This is a genomic window from Paenibacillus sp. MMO-177, assembly GCF_037147795.1.
In the GTDB taxonomy this organism is placed as follows: domain Bacteria; phylum Bacillota; class Bacilli; order Paenibacillales; family Paenibacillaceae; genus Pristimantibacillus.
Genome location: NZ_JBBCUR010000002.1, coordinates 376,742 through 392,834, shown reverse-complemented (window position 1 = coordinate 392,834; position 16,093 = coordinate 376,742). Strand labels below are relative to the sequence as shown.

At 49.8% G+C, this 16,093-nt stretch carries 16 protein-coding genes and 1 pseudogene; 3 read left to right on the top strand and 14 right to left on the bottom strand.

The window, feature by feature from the left end:
* Positions 1 to 228 precede the first annotated feature (228 nt).
* Positions 229 to 1,119 carry a YihY/virulence factor BrkB family protein gene (locus WFK81_RS07425; RefSeq protein WP_336785817.1) on the top strand — a complete coding sequence of 297 codons (891 nt, stop codon included), beginning with the start codon at positions 229 to 231 and terminating at the stop codon, positions 1,117 to 1,119.
* Between the two features lie 32 nt (positions 1,120 to 1,151).
* Here the strand turns inward: WFK81_RS07425 and WFK81_RS07420 are convergent, their stop codons facing one another.
* Positions 1,152 to 1,778, bottom strand: a complete 627-nt coding sequence (locus WFK81_RS07420; RefSeq protein ID WP_336785816.1) for a L,D-transpeptidase family protein — start codon at positions 1,776 to 1,778, stop codon at positions 1,152 to 1,154.
* 230 nt (positions 1,779 to 2,008) lie between these two features.
* Positions 2,009 to 2,407 carry a FixH family protein gene (locus tag WFK81_RS07415; protein WP_336785815.1) on the bottom strand — a complete coding sequence of 133 codons (399 nt, stop codon included), beginning with the start codon at positions 2,405 to 2,407 and terminating at the stop codon, positions 2,009 to 2,011.
* 224 nt (positions 2,408 to 2,631) lie between these two features.
* Between WFK81_RS07415 and WFK81_RS07410 the strand changes: the two genes are divergently transcribed.
* A complete protein-coding gene (locus WFK81_RS07410) occupies positions 2,632 to 2,913 on the top strand; it encodes an ArsR/SmtB family transcription factor (RefSeq protein WP_336785814.1) in 282 nt (93 codons plus the stop codon).
* A gap of 80 nt (positions 2,914 to 2,993) precedes the next feature.
* Positions 2,994 to 4,193 (top strand): MFS transporter, encoded by a 1,200-nt coding sequence (locus WFK81_RS07405; protein WP_336785813.1) that lies wholly within the window; start codon positions 2,994 to 2,996, stop codon positions 4,191 to 4,193.
* A 118-nt stretch (positions 4,194 to 4,311) separates the two neighbouring features.
* Here WFK81_RS07405 and WFK81_RS07400 read toward each other — a convergent pair whose 3' ends face one another.
* From WFK81_RS07400 to WFK81_RS07345, 12 genes and pseudogenes are all read right to left on the bottom strand, one after another.
* Positions 4,312 to 4,863, bottom strand: a complete 552-nt coding sequence (locus WFK81_RS07400; RefSeq protein WP_336785812.1) for a VanZ family protein — start codon at positions 4,861 to 4,863, stop codon at positions 4,312 to 4,314.
* A gap of 257 nt (positions 4,864 to 5,120) precedes the next feature.
* Positions 5,121 to 5,849: an NAD(P)-dependent oxidoreductase gene (locus tag WFK81_RS07395; protein WP_336785811.1), complete on the bottom strand. Its 729-nt coding sequence runs from the start codon at positions 5,847 to 5,849 to the stop codon at positions 5,121 to 5,123.
* Between the two features lie 188 nt (positions 5,850 to 6,037).
* Complete coding sequence (locus tag WFK81_RS07390; protein ID WP_336785810.1) at positions 6,038 to 6,370, bottom strand: winged helix-turn-helix transcriptional regulator; 333 nt, start codon at positions 6,368 to 6,370, stop codon at positions 6,038 to 6,040.
* Between the two features lie 115 nt (positions 6,371 to 6,485).
* A complete protein-coding gene (locus WFK81_RS07385; RefSeq protein WP_336785809.1) occupies positions 6,486 to 7,217 on the bottom strand; it encodes a Stf0 family sulfotransferase in 732 nt (243 codons plus the stop codon).
* Between the two features lie 8 nt (positions 7,218 to 7,225).
* On the bottom strand, positions 7,226 to 7,798 hold the full coding sequence (gene cysC / locus WFK81_RS07380) for an adenylyl-sulfate kinase (protein WP_336786436.1): 573 nt from the start codon (positions 7,796 to 7,798) through the stop codon (positions 7,226 to 7,228).
* 164 nt (positions 7,799 to 7,962) lie between these two features.
* Positions 7,963 to 8,232, bottom strand: coding sequence for a CD3324 family protein (locus WFK81_RS07375; protein ID WP_336785808.1), 270 nt, complete (start codon positions 8,230 to 8,232; stop codon positions 7,963 to 7,965).
* Between the two features lie 533 nt (positions 8,233 to 8,765).
* Positions 8,766 to 9,512 carry a DMT family transporter gene (locus WFK81_RS07370; RefSeq protein WP_336785807.1) on the bottom strand — a complete coding sequence of 249 codons (747 nt, stop codon included), beginning with the start codon at positions 9,510 to 9,512 and terminating at the stop codon, positions 8,766 to 8,768.
* A 27-nt stretch (positions 9,513 to 9,539) separates the two neighbouring features.
* A complete protein-coding gene (locus WFK81_RS07365) occupies positions 9,540 to 10,367 on the bottom strand; it encodes a DUF427 domain-containing protein (protein WP_336785806.1) in 828 nt (275 codons plus the stop codon).
* 14 nt (positions 10,368 to 10,381) lie between these two features.
* Complete coding sequence (locus tag WFK81_RS07360) at positions 10,382 to 11,920, bottom strand: HAL/PAL/TAL family ammonia-lyase (RefSeq protein ID WP_336785805.1); 1,539 nt, start codon at positions 11,918 to 11,920, stop codon at positions 10,382 to 10,384.
* Positions 11,913 to 13,028 (bottom strand): DUF917 domain-containing protein, encoded by a 1,116-nt coding sequence (locus tag WFK81_RS07355; protein ID WP_336785804.1) that lies wholly within the window; start codon positions 13,026 to 13,028, stop codon positions 11,913 to 11,915. The genes WFK81_RS07360 and WFK81_RS07355 overlap by 8 nt, the downstream gene beginning before the upstream one ends.
* Positions 13,021 to 14,702: pseudogene (locus tag WFK81_RS07350) on the bottom strand (urocanate hydratase). The gene WFK81_RS07355 and the pseudogene WFK81_RS07350 overlap by 8 nt, the downstream one beginning before the upstream one ends.
* A gap of 7 nt (positions 14,703 to 14,709) precedes the next feature.
* Positions 14,710 to 16,077 carry an LLM class flavin-dependent oxidoreductase gene (locus tag WFK81_RS07345; protein ID WP_336785803.1) on the bottom strand — a complete coding sequence of 456 codons (1,368 nt, stop codon included), beginning with the start codon at positions 16,075 to 16,077 and terminating at the stop codon, positions 14,710 to 14,712.
* Positions 16,078 to 16,093 lie beyond the last annotated feature (16 nt).

Here is a 16,093-nt window from a genome sequence, read left to right as displayed (position 1 = left end):
CGGTTTGTGCAGAAATCTTGGACCATCTAATTATTTCCATCTTCAAGGGGTTTTATAAAATATTTCGACTTTTTCGCCAACGACAAAAAACCAGAGACCTCATAACGACGTCATCTGGCAAATATCACAAGCGTATCCTCGAGCATTCTCTGGCCATGCTTTAGGCACTAACTCCTGTTTAAAGGTAGGCTTCTCTTGTTTACCTTCTAAATAAGAGGAGTGAGAACAATGAAGCGAGTTTCGACTATTATCCCATTTTTCAAAAATGTGTACAGCCGTTTTCGTGATGACGATGTTCCTGCTCTAGGAGCGCAGCTTACGTATTATTTTATTTTGTCATTTTTTCCGTTTCTTATATTTGTGGTGAGCTTGATGAGTTTTGTCCAGTTGTCCGGAGACAGTGTCGCCCTTGAGCTAATTCGCCTGATGCCGGAGCAAACGAAAGAAGCGATTCAAGGCATTTTGCAGGAGGTAACGAACAACAGCAGGGGCACGCTGTTATCAATCGGTATGATCACAACGCTTTGGTCAGCGTCCAATGGTGTTAATGCGGTCATCAAAGGTATTAATAAAGCCTATGATGTCGAAGAGAACCGCCCCTTCTGGAAGTTGAGAGCGATCTCGCTCGCGGCGACGGTTCTGTTAGCCCTTACCATTTTGCTGGCGATCGTTTTGCTTATTTTCGGAGAGGTAATCGGTGAATTTCTATTCGATTGGTTCGATTCTCCCGTAGGCTTCGAGCTCATCTGGGGTATATTGAAATACGTCGTCCCCATTTCCTTCATGATTGTTGTTTTCTCGCTGCTCTACTGGATTGTGCCCAACCGCAAAATTCGTTTCAAAACCGCCGTTCCGGGAGCTCTGTTTGCGACCTTTGGCTGGATTGCATCCTCGCTGCTATTCCAATTTTATATTAACAACTTTGGCAACTATTCCAAAACGTACGGAAGCATCGGCGGTATAATCATCCTGTTGATCTGGCTGTACATTAGCTCCAATATTATCATTTTAGGCGGAGAGGTTAACGCTGCGCTTGCAGGCGGGCAAGCGCAGCCCTCTGTTGCAAGCTCGCAGCCGAACGGCAGCGGCAAGCAGAAGCCGCGCTCGATTAAGCTTTAGTCAGGATACTAGCAAATAAATGCGGGTTAACTTCATTCTAACAGGCCGAGTTTTTCGTACTCTTTCGGAGTTACGACACCATTCGGGATTAGACCGTTCTCGCGTTGAAATTTTTTAAGCGCTGATGTGGTCGAAGCTCGGAACTTTCCGTCACATTGACCGTGGAAATATCCCGCGCTTTGCAATCTGTTTTGAACGAGCTGTACGTCAGCACCAACGTCCCCTTCGCTTATCCATCTCGGTTCCTCATTGGCTTCTCCAAGCACATGGCCGAATATGGTTACTTTCGTACCGACAGGGACTATTTCATATAATTCCTCGACATCCCGGTTTCGCATTCGAATACAGCCGTGGCTGGCATGTTGGCCTATGGAATATGGCTTGTTGGTGCCATGGATTCCGTACGCTCCCCAAGGTACATTCAATCCGATCCAACGGGTACCAAATGAAGGTCCCCAATTTTTTCCTTTATAGGTGACGATATATTCTCCTACGGGAGTTGGCGTGGAAGGATTGCCAACTGCCACTTGAAAGCTTTTGTAAGGTATATGGTCCAAATAAACGACAAGCCGATGTCGCTGCGGGAATACTTCAATCGTAATAAGACCGATCTCTTTGACGATTGGCAGCGCTGGGCTTGCTTGGATATGTATCGGCATGAATGTTTGGGCGAAAATTAAAATGATCAGTGCGACCCAAACTTGAAATCGGTATCGAGTCATTGCTATCCACCTTTTTTAACTTTTCTGATAGCTTGACCAGCAAAACTGGAATTTATGTTTTTCGGCGGGCAGGACGATTCTTGTCATCCGACATCAAAAAAACCGCAATCTATGCGGTTTTTTTTGATGTTATTCTATTATGTTCATCCGATCATCAGTAATGGACTTTATAGCTGTAGGCCAATCTTTCTCTCATGGTTGTCTTTCTTCAGCGAAATAATCGCCTTCCACTCTCCGTTCATTGGGAGATAAACCTTGGTATGGTATTCTCCTAATCCGCTTCTCTCCATTTGCTCTTTCATTTTATGATTCATGCCTTGCATCGACATGGAAAGATGAATTCGAACACGGTCGACATCTACCAAGTTGCCGTCCGAATTTTTAATCTCCAATTTGTATTCGTGGGCGGTGGTGTCGCCGCTGTTTGGAGTGTCCTCAATCGAGACAGTCAGATCATTCAGGAATGGACTTGATGATGGCTTTGTTCCAAGACTGCAGCCTGCCAACAGGATGACCAACATAGCGATGATCGCCGCTGCGTATCGTTTCATTCGTTTATACTTCATCGTGACGTTAGCTCCTCTCTTCTAGTATTTCAGTCTAGCACGGGGACAATCTCCTAGAAAGAGCTAAATGAACAAAGCGATGTCCAAAATTTGAACAGTTTTTGCGCGAATCGGAATAAAAAAAGATGACGGAAACTCGAATCGGCCATTTACAACGGATGCCGGATTATGTTATTGTTGTTTCCATAGTTTTCGAAATACATTTGCAAAGGCGGTGAAAACCCATGGTCGAGGATAACGAGGAAGTCAAACAGGCAGTGAAAGTCTACAAAGCACTCGGAGAGCCGACCCGGATCAAAATAGCGATGCTTCTTACGGAAGAGATGAATCTCTGCTGCTCCGATATCAGCAGCAAACTGGAGTCCGTTGCCGGTTCCACGTTGTCTCATCACTTGAAGCAGCTTACGGAATGCGGCCTGCTCACGTTGCGCAAAGACGGCACTTACATTTATTACAGTATTAATAAAGAAGTCGCGCTGAAGTACGCCCCGTATCTTCTGGGGTAGTATTTTTTTGCCCATTGTTTCGATATATTTAGAAATATAAAATTATTATATAGAGAGATACGGATAAGGAGCTGGAACGTTTGTCTTATAATTTGAAAATATATATGCTGGCTTTAGTCAGCTTTCTTGTCGGTACATCCGAATTCATCATTGCCGGCATTCTAGATAAAGTATCCGACGATATCGGCGTCTCGGTCGCAGCAGCAGGCCAGCTGATTACCGTGTTCTCCCTGGCTTACGGGTTCGGGACGCCATTCCTGATGGCAGCCGCCGCCAAAGTCGACCGCAAAAGGCTGATGCTCTATGCGCTCTCGGTATTTATCGTTGGCAACGTCGCGGCCTACTTGTTCTCCGGATTCGGCGCCCTCATTGTTTCCCGCGTTATCGTAGCGCTCAGCAGCGGCGTATTCGTCGTCACGGCGCTAACGGTCGCCGCGAAGCTCGCACCCGAGGAGAAGCGGGGCAGTGCCATCGCGACGCTTGTCATGGGCTTTAGTACGGCCTTGATCGTCGGAGTACCGCTTGGTCGGCTGGTTGCTTCGGCCTATGACTGGAAGGTGGTTTTCGGAGGCATTGGACTGCTCGGACTGCTGGCGCTGCTGCTCATCGCCTTCGCGATTCCGCAAACGGATGGCGAACAGCCGGTACCGCTGCGCGATCAGCTGAAGCTGCTTAAGAATCCGAAAATCGTCATCGCGCTTGGCATTACGTTCTTCTGGCTCGGAGGCTATTCCATCACCTACACGTATATTTCCCCCTTCCTGCTTGATATTACGGGCATGAGCGAGAAATATGTCAGCATCGCTTTGCTCGCATTCGGTATCGCCAGTCTGATTGGATCCAAGCTGGGCGGCTTCGGCACCGACCGTTGGGGATTCAAACGCACTCTTGTGACTGGCATGCTGTTCCACGCAGCCTGGCTGGTCGTGATTTCGTTCGCCGCGCATTCGCCGTTGCTGATGTTCCCGCTGCTTATGCTCTGGTCCTTTTCTGCCTGGTCGTCGGGCCCTACGCAGCAGTATCACCTGATCTCGCTCGCTCCCGAAGCAACCAGCATCATGCTTAGCCTAAACAGCTCCGTCGTGCAGCTGGCCATGGCTGCCGGAGCGGGTATCGGCGGCGTTGTCGTAGAAGGCGCTTCGCTGACTGCCGTCACCTGGATCGGCGCCGCCGGCGTCGCCATCGCCGCGCTTATGTCGGCTGCGGCCTTTGGTTACTTCCGCATCGGCGCGGCTTCCCGGGCAGCTAAGGAGGCTCGCGCAAGAAAGATCAGCGCGTAAGCGCGCTTAACTCGATTATTGCAAGAAGAAGCCCGCAGCTAAAGCGCTAGCTGCCGGCTTCTTCTTGAAAAAAAATATATTTGCAACCTTCCGTATAATGATTCCAAAGCGAAATCATTCAAAGTTTAATTTTTATCATGAACAATAAATAGTATGTGACCGGTATTCCTACGATGGCGGCTAGCACTGCGATTACAGTTCGAACTCTCTTTTTATCTCGTAATAGAAGTAGTAACAACTTGAACCACAGAATACCAATCCATCCGCCTAAAGTATTTAGAATGATATCATCTATATCTGCAATTCCAATGCCTAGCAGCCCCTGAATGATTTCGGCAAATAAACTGATTAAAAATATAAACAACAGAATGATTGTCCCTCTTTTGTTGCTCTTGAATAATGGCAAATATACGCCAAGCGGAATGAAAAGAAGTATATTGCCAACCACATTAGCAAAAGCAAATCTTTTTAAATTGGCAGTACTGCCCGAGATGAATTCACTTATGCTATAGAAAGGAATGAGATTGACTGACCTAACTATAGTCCTTTGGCTATTAAATATCTCCCAAATCGAAACTCTCGATAAGAACAATATTTTCATTAATAAAATGATGTAACAGATGAAAACACCGTGGAAAAATACGGTTTCTATTCGTTTTCGCGTAATCATAAAAGTCTCCTTTATTACATCTTTGACAAGTTCAACCAAAACAGAACGCCGTCCGAGTGCTCATTATCCTCGACGAGTAGAATTCTTATGTCCATAAATCTTCCTCCTGAAAAAGATAACAAAGTAATCTGTAGTTTAACTGTAGATTTAAGAACTTCTACACAAAACAAAAAAGCCGCATTGCATGCGACTTCCATTGTATAGCTATTATTATAAACCTGCAATTTAGTGCATACATTATATCTTTCTAATAGGGTTTAACGATCTTTATGATCATGATCATAGGCTAGACCGACCCTTTTCCTTGCAAAAGCTCCTTCGAGCTCAAGATGGTCCAGCATGAATGCTGCAACATCTTCATAAGCAACATTGAGCTCCTGGAACCGGCTGAACAAGTAACCGGCTATATCTGCTTCGGAAAAGTCCTTGATCGTCTCCGGAATTGGGATGGGCAAAGTTTCCGCCGTTGCATATAGACGAACCTCATCCGGTTGCTCTATCGAATTAATCATTGTTCCCGGGCACATAATGGACCAGTCGAGATGAGTCTGTTGCAGCCTTTCGAAATTCCGGTTGTGATTCCTATACTCAGGTGGAAAACCGGGTAAATTGTTGCCGATAAATTCTGTATATGGAATATCCAAGAGGCCAGCTCCTCCCATTATCCATACCCGCCCAGAGAAACTAGGCTGGATTTCACATTGGCTTATAATGTTATCAACGATACGAACAAACTCATCTCCCTGGCCAGCATGGCCGGCTGCAATAATAGCCGCGTCTTGATGCGCAAGCGCCTTAGCGACGCTCACCGGATCCATAATATCGTCCACGATCACTTTCACATGCATTGCGGAATGTTCACTTAGTTGAGCATAGAGCTTCTCAGAATTTCGCACAAACGCTGTCATTTCATGCCCCATTTTTATCCCTTGTGCCAACAATCTCTTCCCTGTATTCCCTGTCGCACCAAAAACAATAATTTTCATTGTTCGTTCCTCCTCTTGAATAGGCCCAATATTTGGATAACTCAAGCTTAGCATCGATTCAAAATGATGTTAAGAACCCACTTTAAAGTAGGGTACTTACATAAAAGTAAGCATGAGGAGTACGACTGAAAGCAGACAAAAAAGCCGCCCGGAATCCTGTGGCAGCTTTTGTTTGGATGTAAACAGCTTTATGACGCGGACTCTTCATATTTCCGCTTATTATGATTTTCTCCCCAAGCACACATAACTTCTGCTACAGGAATCAATGTTTTGCCATATTCACTAAGGGAATATTCTACTTTTGGAGGGACGGCTGGGTAGACCGTTCTATCGACTATGCCTTCTTGTTCCAAGTCACGGAGATGTTGCGAGAGCATTTTTTGGGAAGCATCGGGTATAAGTTTTTCCAGATCATTGAATCTCTTCTTGGATTCAATCAAATGCCATAAAATCAAGGGCTTCCATTTACCGCCTAAAACATGAATAAGTGTCTCAACTGGACATTCAAGCTGATGATTCATTGATAAATCATCCCCTTACTTTGAAGGAAGTGTATTCCCTGAAATTAACATATTAAAATTTTACGTTAGCGCTCTAACCAAGTCAATCATTGAAACGAACATTTCCCTTTGCCAACTACCATCTTATATTCGTCCAACCCTTCTGGCTTTCTGAACGGTAACGCTGTACCCACTGCTCTGCATACTCATCCGCGAGCTTATCCAAAGCTGGCGGCACTACCTTTACGCCTTCAGTCTGAACTCCGAGATACGCAAGCACTTTCAAGACCGTACCTTCATAATCCTGAATGAAGTCCTCGTATACAACTGTCATTGGCGAGATCCCGTTCTTCGTGAAGAAGTCTTCAAGTGCGGCTTCCAGCATGACACTTTCCTGAATGAGATGATGAATCGCGTCATAATTATATTGGTCTGCCAGGTTACATTCCTTCGGCTGTGTGCCAGCGCTTCGATGCCATTCATCGGAAACGATGGCTCTCCACCATGATACGGCAAGCCTTACTTTGTTGCGGCGGGTCATGAAAATATGTTTGCTGCAGTTCGGGAAAGCAGCACTCCACACCTCTGCGCTTGATGCTTCGGATGACAAGTTGAACATTTTACGGAACGCATCGATCCATGGCTGTTCATAGCCGATTTTGATACCGAAGATACCATTTGGCGTCATACCATGCTGCCATATATTCTCTAGCTTTTCTCGATTATACGATGCAGGATCATTCCATTCATAATGCAGCCATTCTGCCGGATTACCCGCTACGCCTGTCGAAGCAAGCGCATTATTAAGAAGCGTACTGCCCGTACGCTGTGAGAACCAAATCGTATAGCTTTGCGTTGGTTTTTTCATCGGATTCTTTACTCCTTCTTGTAAATGGAATACTTTCGTTCAATAAATTCGACGAGCTGCTGTGCGCATTGCTCGATTGACCAATGCTCAGTATCAAGGATTAGCTCCGGCTTCTTCGGCGGTTCATAACGTGAATCAATCCCCGTAAAATCATGGATTAGTCCTTCCCGAGCTTTACGGTACAGCCCTTTCGGATCCCGCTGTTCACATGTATCAAGCGAGCATCGCACATACACTTCAGCGTAAGACTCCGCATGGAAACGCTTACGAATTCGCGTTCGCATTGCCTCTGTCGGAGTAATCATCGGCACCAGCACGATAAAGCCAACATCTAAGAACATCGCGGTTACCTCTGCTGCACGTCGCAAGTTTTCAGTGCGATCCGCTTCCGTATAACCAAGATCAGTATTTAGTCCTGCCCGCAGTTTATCTCCATCGAGCAGAGCGCAATGATACCCGCGATCTATTAATAACTTCTCCACATGATGACAAACTGTTGTCTTGCCAGAACCGGACAAACCGGTAAACCAGACAACCCCGGCACGTTGACGATTGCTCCGTTTAAATTCATGTTGTTTGATCCTTCTCCCCTCCTTTTTACACTGAAGTTCAACGAATTAACGGGGAACATTTGTTATTCTACCGACCGTTCCCGCCTAAGAATAGGCAACAAACCGTTCAACCCATTCTTGACCTAAAATGAAAGCCGCTTCGGAGCAGGTCCAATGCGGCTTAACGTTATCTTCTATTTCGTTCTTGCATATACGATTTTCTTAATCGTGTCGCAGGATAGATAAAAACGCTCGGTGAGCTGGTCAATCGTCACTCCTTGCGAGAATAACTCCCGAATCTTACCATTACGTTGATCAAGCTTCCGCTTTCCGCCGGATTTGACGCCCCAGCCTATACGGTCGCCCTCTGGCTTTGGTACATACATCATGACGCCATTCATATATTTCTGAACTTCCCGCAGCAGCTGCTCCGGCAAGACCGTTTCTGCTTTAACATATTTCATGATAGTCGCTGCACTCCTTCGTAATAGATTTCATTACACAAGGGGCAAAGCCTATCACTATAAACGTTCTTGCTACCTAATACATTGGCGGTTTATTAAATTCATATCTCTTGCTCTATACAAACAACCGCCGTTGTTTATAGTGTAGACTTTGCACAGAGCAGCGTTTCTTCTTCGATCATCGGTAGTACCTCCTCATTCACTTATATCTTTGATTTCCTTATTCTTGAGATATTAATGTCAATTCCTTATTTTGTAAAGTGTTCTGTGCGACTTTCGATTCTCTTTTCCAAGAACAATGCCTAAAGCAAAAAATCTGCCGATGTATATTTTCACCGGCAGATTACAAATGTTCGCGATTAGGATCTCTATTTACAGATCAGTGGTTTTACTCAAATCCGGCTTAAGCAGCGGCAAGCCAGTTGAAGTGAATACTCCTAGCAAGACCAAAGCCCCTCCCCACAGTTGGACGTGTCGGATCGGATCACCGATAATCCAATGGCCCGCGATGAGCGAGATAAATGGAGGTAAATTCATAAATATTGCAGCTGTTCCCGGTCAGCCTCCGCCACTCCCTTTGTCCACCAAATGCCGGAAATGGCTGTAATAAAGGCAAGCAGAATCAATAGTATCCAAGATGTCGATTGGCTTGAAACGAACAATCTTCCCGCATAGGCTTCGCTCCCCGCAACAGGAGCCATCATAAGCATGCCGATACCACCCGAATACAGGTTTATGGTGCTTAGCGACATCTTTTTTGCTAGAACAGGCGTAAACATCATGCCGGCGGTCATCCCTAGCATTGCAAAAAATAACAGCCCGTCTCCAGCGGTAAGACGTAGACGATCATCCCCGATACCAACAATGATCGCAACCCCCGCCAAGCCGATGATTCCGCCAATCAGCTTAATAGAAGTCAGACGCGTCTTCAGCGTCAGTCTCTCAAGGAAAATAGCAGCTAGAGGAGCCGCAGCATAGATCAATGAAGCATTTGCAGCCGTGGACAAACGAAGTCCCTCAAAATAGAGCGGCTGTTGAAGCAACGTTCCGAATGCCGAAGACATCAGCAAGAGCAGCCCTGTTTGAAGAGATAATCGCGTTGCTCCGTCTTTACGGTAGAGGATCATCACGATCCAAAACCAGGTTAGCGCCATTCGAAGGAAAGACAGCCCCATCGGAGAGAAGGATTGAAGTAGTTGGGCACTAATTACGTAACTGAACCCCCACGAGATGGATGTGCCGAGCAATGCCAGTACTGCCGAACGACGCTCATTTCTCATCATTCCGCCATCCCTCGTGATAAACGGTTACGCATTGGTCTTGCCAATGTTTCCGTAAGCAAGACGATCTTCTCCACGCAGAACCCATGTCTCGCCATCGATGATGATCGCATCGACGGCCTCATTATAGAAGCTGTACCTGCCGGCAATTTCATGCACTTCGGGCAGTGGATTCTCGTATTGCCAGACAACGTCCTTGTAGACATTGTCGCCGACGCTTACTGTGTGGTAGGTGGCGAGACCTTTGTATGGACATCGTGTGATCGTCTCTGACGGGATAAGATATTCGAAGGCGATGTCCTCCTTGGGCAAATAATAGCGTGGCGTCAGTCCAGTCTCTAGGAGAATGACCGAATTACGGCTATCCGCAATGATTTGCCCTCCCACCCATACTTGCACATGGCGAGAGCTCGGTAAAGCATCAATACGTGTATACGGATCCCTAGCGTGGACGAATATCTCCTCTTCTTCCTCATACCAGGCGTCGGCTTTCTTCCAAACAAAAGCGATATAGTCGGCCAGCAGCAAGCTTTTCGTTGTCGGTGTCGAATATGTCCAGGCAGCCCGTTCGATGAAGTCATGACCCGTATCAACATGCAAATACGTCGCTTCTCCTTTATTGGGGTCCAATTCGCGCTCCGGCGATTCCAGCAGCAGATCCGTTCGCACGTCGGATTTCGGGAAATAATAGACCGGCAGCTTGCCGGTTTCCGTTACGACCAGTACACGCTTACTATCGGCGATAAAAATATCGCCGAACTTCACACGGATCCAACGTGGGCTCCGCTCCGCCCGAATTTGCCAATCTTCGCCTCCGATATCCCGAAGCGACCATTGCGGATCAAAATGTACCATTGTTCACATCTCCTTTATATACTAGCAGCGAATGCCTCTCTTGCCGCTTCAAGCATTTCTCCGTTTTTAATCATAGCGTAGGCGGTTTCTATATCTTTACTGATGTTGCGGTCTTCCGCGAGAAACGATACTTGTTCTCGAAGAGCTGCATGAATCGCGCGTGTCCCCCTGCCAAGCACAGACTTACCGGAGGCGGCATTGCGCAGATCAACCGCCTGCGCGGCATGCAGCACCTCGATGCTGATAATCCAACGCATCCGGTCGAGGATCTCCCTCGTCTTTGCCACGACGAAAGGCGAATTGGCCGCGTGATCTTCGATTTCGCCTGCAAGCGCAAAATAATCGGCAGATGCCGGATTGGATAGATGTCGGATTTCCGCGTCGAGGGATGTTGCGGTTTTTTGCGCGGTGCAATAGCCGATTGAGGAAGCTTCGTTTGGTGTCAGAAACCGGGTTAAGCCGGTAAAGGAAGGCGTACCGAGCTTGATGATCCGATAACACGCGGCCCGGGATACATGATGCAGGGCACTGCCAAGCATCTCGAAGCCGAGCGTCCATGAGACCGCTTCGAAATTCGCGCAGGAGACGATGCGGCCCTCGTCCACAAGCACGCACGGATTATCATCCGAGCCGTTTAACTGGATTTCCAACTGCTTGGATGTGTAGTCAAGCGCATCGTATGCTGCGCCATGGATATGGCAAGCATCGCGGAAGCTCAGCGGATCCTGCAGCGATTCGGGATTATAGTGCTGCCATATATCGCTTTCTTGCAGTGCCGACCGCAAGCGGGCGACGCTTCGCAGCTGACCGGGATACGGTCGAACGCGATGAACGCCTTCCTCCAGAGGACTGACATTACCGCGTAAACCTTCTAGCGATAAGGCATATACGATATCCGCCAGCTCCAACAATTCGCCGATCTCATGCAAGACGAGTGCCCCCGTTCCAGCCGCGTGCGCATTGGAACTGACGATAGCGAGCCCGTCCCTCGGCCCGAGTGTAAGCGGCGTCAATCCCGCAGCAGACAGCGCCTCCAACGCGGGAAGTCGGCGGCCTTCGTAATCGGCTTCCCCTTCCCCTATGAATGCAAGCCCGATATGGGCAAGCGTCGTGATATCCGCTGCACCAACGGATCCGCGCAGCGGGAGTACCGGATGAATGCGTCGATTCAGACATTCCGCATACCGTAACACGACGGTTGGATCCGCGCCAGAGCAACCAACCAATAAAGCATTCAATCTTGCGAGCAGAACTGCCCGGACCTCGGGCTCGGAAGCATAAGGCGCGATTCCCGCGGAGTGGGAACGAATTAAATTGCGGTTGAAGCGCTCGAAGAAAACCGCTTCGATGGTTTTATCTTTGTTCCAGCCCACGCCTCGGTTCAATCCGTACACGGGGACATCCCGATCGGCTAATTCAAAGATTAGTCGACGCGCCGCGCTCACTCGTTCCCAAGCAGACGCGGCGATGTCGATTTTCCTCCCGCCGTATGCAACCTGATAAACGTCTGCTATCGAAAGGCTGCTACCATCCAGGCGCAGTACGTCAGACATGCGCCTTCTCCGTCTCCGGGAATGCATGGCGGTACAGCTCGATACCAAGCGCCAGTTCTACTTCTGGATAGACGCTAGGGTCTTTGACACTGGAGCTTAGCGGGATGAGCGACTTGTCGATAACGAAGACGCCGATATCCTTGCCTTCTTCAATATGGCCGACGCTGACAGGTCTGCCGGTCTCCAGTGAGAAGGTCGTGATAACATCGGGGAACGTGCTCTTTCGAATCCCTTGGTTATCGACGACTGCCATATATTCGTTCATGACATGCAGCGTCAATCCGCCCTCATTCTGCACGTCGATCTCGATCGTGCCTATATCGAACGCGCCTGAATAGCGGACGTTCTTCCGGGATACCTTACCCCGGCCAATGAACAAGCCGCCCGTATGCGTTTCAATCGTCTTCAGGATGCCGTCGGCATCCGCGCCGCTTGCTTCGGCATCCAGAATCCTGCGGCCCAATTCGATTGCGATGGAAATGCCGCCGATAGCCGCGTGTTCCTTAATATAGCTAGCCGGCAACGGATGACGGGCTGCGGCGATGAACCCGCCTGCCATATCAGCTGCCGTTCGCAGGATATTGGAGGTTTTAGCCGGGGTTCCGGTCGTCACCAGCTCGATGTACGTCCCGCTATCCGGCTTACCGCCAGCTACGGCTTGAATCGTTTCGAAGTCGATTCGGGACGCAAGTCCGAGAGAACCCATCTTACCCGTAGGATGGGCACGGATGTCACCGGTCGCGTCGACAACGACGAGGCCAAGCGCCGCTGCGGGGAGCCATCCGTTAATGCTGCTGGACATGCCGTTTTGCGGAGTCATGACGCCGACGATTTTGCCTTCGTAACGCTCCTGAACCAGTTGAACGGCTTTAATATAATCCTTTCCGAGCATCTGCCAATCCGTGCCGGCCGGAGCGCCGATTGCCGTGCAGGTCAGCACGATGGCGTCCTCCGGCAGCTCGTCGACCGATACAAGCTTAGGCCTGCCAAGGGCGACGGCAGCCCCGCCAATTTCAAGACCATGATCCACCCAACCTCCGCCGCCGGAGGCAAAGACGGAACCGCCTCTTACCGCCGCCACGACGTCTTCATGTGTCAATTCACGCATTCAGATAACCTCCATATTGCTCCGTCGCGATGCGACGGATGCCTTTGTTTTGAATTTCGTCATTGGATTCCGAGTAGCCGGCGTCCGCGTATCGAAGCACCCCAAGAGTCGTATCGTTAGTCAACGAAGTACGAAGCCGCTCGTCCGCGAATTCGGAACCGTCAGCGACGACCGTGATGCCCGCGCTCGTCATATAACCAGCGTATCCACCGCCGCCGGAATGAATCGCGACCAGATCAGCCATGGATGAACAGCTCATCATGGCATTTAGCAGCGGCCAATCAGCGATTGCGTCACTGCCGTCCTTCATTCGTTCCGTCATAATATTGGGATGCGCCATCGCCCCGGCGTCCAAATGATCACGCGAGAAAGCGACTGGCCCGATAGCTTGCCTTCCCGAACCATCGTATTTACAGCAAGGGCAAGCTTCGTCCGGTCCCCGTGGCCGAACCAACCGATGCGGGCGGGCAATCCCTCCACTGGAACATGGACTTTCGCCAACCGGATCCAATTTGCAACGATTTCGTTGTTGCCGAAGGCTTGAAGAATATAATCATCAATTTTTGCGATATCGCCCTGATCACCGCTTAAGGCAATCCAACGGAAAGGCCCGATCGCTCGCGCGAACAACGGGCGCAGGAATGCTTCCGTGAAAATATCAATGTCAAAGGCATTTTCGACGCCGTACAGCTTTGCCTGGGTACGAAGGTTGTTGCCGTTATCGAAAACAATGGCCCCCCGTTCCTTAAATCCCAGCAAAGCGCGGACTTCCGCGGCAATGGACCGGCCAGCGTCGTCCTTCAGTCTTTCGGGGTTATTAGTTCGAACGGTCGCCGTCTGCTCAGGTGTATAACCGCTCGGAATATATCCGTAAAGCAAATCATGCGCAGAGGTTTGATCCGACGCAATATCCGGCACAATGCCTCTATGAAGCAGTTCCGGATAAACGTCAGCGGCATTGCCAAGCAAGCCGACCGACAGGCTGACGCCATGAGTCACCGCTTCGCCGATCCAGAGCAGCGCCTCATCGAGATTGGACGTTTTGCGCTGCAAATATCCGCTCGCAAGGCGTTTGTCGATACGCGCTTCGTCCGCTTCCACGCATAGAATGGCAGCTTCGGCCATTGTTCCTGCTAGCGGCTGTGCACCGCCCATGCCTCCTAGTCCCGCCGTCAAGATAAACTTGCCGCGCAAGCTGCCGTCGAAATGCAGCCTGGCAATGCTTTGAAAGATTTCATAAGTGCCCTGTATAACACCTTGCGACCCGATATACTGCCAGGCGGCTGCGGTAAGGCCTCCCCAGACGATCAAGCCCTTCTCCTGCAGTTCATAAAAATGCTCGCTTGTCGCCCAGCGGCCGACTAGGTTGCAGTTGGCCATAACGACGAGCGGCGCCAGTTTGTGCGTGCGAAAGATGCCGATTGGCTTGCCGGATTGGATGACGAGAGTTTCCCCCTCCTCCAGTTGCTTCAGCGTGTCCACAATCGCATGGTAAGCCGGCCAGTCGCGGGCCGCTTTGCCAAGCGAAGCATACACGATCAACTCCCTCTGGTTCTCCCCATTTTCCAGCACGTTCTCAAGCATGCGCAACAGCGCCTCTTGGCGCCATCCTTTGCAGCGCAGTTTATTTCCTCGTGCAGCCTCGATTCGATTCTCGTTTGCATGTACCGTCATTGGGGGTTCACCTCTTTGATTGGGATCGGACATTGGCGTATCGGCTTTCGGGACGCTTCAGCCCAAGATGGTCACGGAGCGTCGTGCCCGTATAGTCAAGTCGGTACAGGCCACGCCGCTGAAGTTCCGGCACGACGAGATCGACGAAATCGTCCAAGCCGCCTGGCAGGTGCGGGAACATGACGTTAAAGCCGTCAGCTGCCCCGGCAAGGAACCAGGCTTCAAGTTGATCGGCAATCTGCGAAGGCGTGCCTGCTATGCCGCGGGAGTTAACCCGCTTATAAAGCTGGCGGATCGTCAGCTCTTCGCGTTCCAGCAGCTGCAGGATACGTGTCAAATTACTCTTGCTTTGATTAAAGCCTTCCAATTGGGGTACGTAAGGGAGCGGTTCGTCCAGCGGATAGCCGGAGATATCGCGTCCTAAGTAGTGCGAGAGCAGATCCACACCAAGGCGCTCCGGCGTCAACTCGTCAACGGCAGCGAGTCTTTCTTTTGCTTCTTCTTCCGTTCTGCCGATAATCGGCAGCACACCCGGTAAAATCTTTAGATCATCCCGTGAACGTCCATATTTAGCCATGCGGCCCTTGATGTCGTCATACAGGGCTTTTCCGTCTTCGACCGTGCCGAACGGTCCAAAGGCGGAGCCCGGCGCAAAGACGACCTCAGCCGAAGCGGCTGCCAGTTCTTTGCCTGCTTCCGACGCGCCGGCTTGAATCAGAACCGGATAACCCTGCGGTGGACGAGATACATTCAAAGGACCGCGCACTGCGAAATTCGCCGATTGATGGTGAAGCGTGTGCAGCTTGGCTGGATCAGCGAATGTTCCTCCTGCCTTGTCGAATAGCAGCGCATCGTCGTCCCAGCTGTCCCATAATCCTTGGGTTACGTCCACAAATTCCCCGGCACGTCCATAACGATCTTGATGCTGCGGATGCTGTTCCCTCCCAAAATTACGAGCTTCTTCGTCAGTTTGCGAGGTGACGATATTCCATCCCGCACGGCCTCCGCTCAAGTGGTCCAGCGTAGCCAGCTTTCTGGCAACATGATAAGGTTCGTTGTAGGTCGTCGATACCGTTGCAGCCAGCCCAATCCGGCTTGTGACCGCTGCTAGTGCCGAGAGCAGCGTAAACGGTTCCGGCCGAATGCTGTTCGATTGCGCAACGCCGGATTCGAAACGATCCCACACGTATAACTCATCCGCGTAAAAGAACATATCGAATTTGCCGCGCTCCGCCGTCTGTACGATGTGTTTATAATAGTTGAAATCCATCAGGCCGGCGGCGTCCGCTTCCGGATGTCGCCAGCTGGAGATATGCTCGCCAGCCGGGAAATACATCATGGCGCCAAGCGCCATTTGACGTTGTTTCTTGCTCATGCATTCTGCCCCCCTT

Coding starts and splice junctions, on each gene's coding strand:
- WFK81_RS07425 (WP_336785817.1), top strand. CDS start 229: ATGAAGCGAGTTTCGACTATTATCCCATTTTTCAAAAATGTGTACAGC.
- WFK81_RS07420 (WP_336785816.1), bottom strand. CDS start 1,778: ATGCCGATACATATCCAAGCAAGCCCAGCGCTGCCAATCGTCAAAGAG.
- WFK81_RS07415 (WP_336785815.1), bottom strand. CDS start 2,407: ATGAAGTATAAACGAATGAAACGATACGCAGCGGCGATCATCGCTATG.
- WFK81_RS07410 (WP_336785814.1), top strand. CDS start 2,632: ATGGTCGAGGATAACGAGGAAGTCAAACAGGCAGTGAAAGTCTACAAA.
- WFK81_RS07400 (WP_336785812.1), bottom strand. CDS start 4,863: ATGATTACGCGAAAACGAATAGAAACCGTATTTTTCCACGGTGTTTTC.
- WFK81_RS07395 (WP_336785811.1), bottom strand. CDS start 5,849: ATGAAAATTATTGTTTTTGGTGCGACAGGGAATACAGGGAAGAGATTG.
- WFK81_RS07390 (WP_336785810.1), bottom strand. CDS start 6,370: ATGAATCATCAGCTTGAATGTCCAGTTGAGACACTTATTCATGTTTTA.
- WFK81_RS07385 (WP_336785809.1), bottom strand. CDS start 7,217: ATGAAAAAACCAACGCAAAGCTATACGATTTGGTTCTCACAGCGTACG.
- WFK81_RS07375 (WP_336785808.1), bottom strand. CDS start 8,232: ATGAAATATGTTAAAGCAGAAACGGTCTTGCCGGAGCAGCTGCTGCGG.
- WFK81_RS07370 (WP_336785807.1), bottom strand. CDS start 9,512: ATGAGAAATGAGCGTCGTTCGGCAGTACTGGCATTGCTCGGCACATCC.
- WFK81_RS07365 (WP_336785806.1), bottom strand. CDS start 10,367: ATGGTACATTTTGATCCGCAATGGTCGCTTCGGGATATCGGAGGCGAA.
- WFK81_RS07360 (WP_336785805.1), bottom strand. CDS start 11,920: ATGTCTGACGTACTGCGCCTGGATGGTAGCAGCCTTTCGATAGCAGAC.
- WFK81_RS07355 (WP_336785804.1), bottom strand. CDS start 13,028: ATGCGTGAATTGACACATGAAGACGTCGTGGCGGCGGTAAGAGGCGGT.
- WFK81_RS07345 (WP_336785803.1), bottom strand. CDS start 16,077: ATGAGCAAGAAACAACGTCAAATGGCGCTTGGCGCCATGATGTATTTC.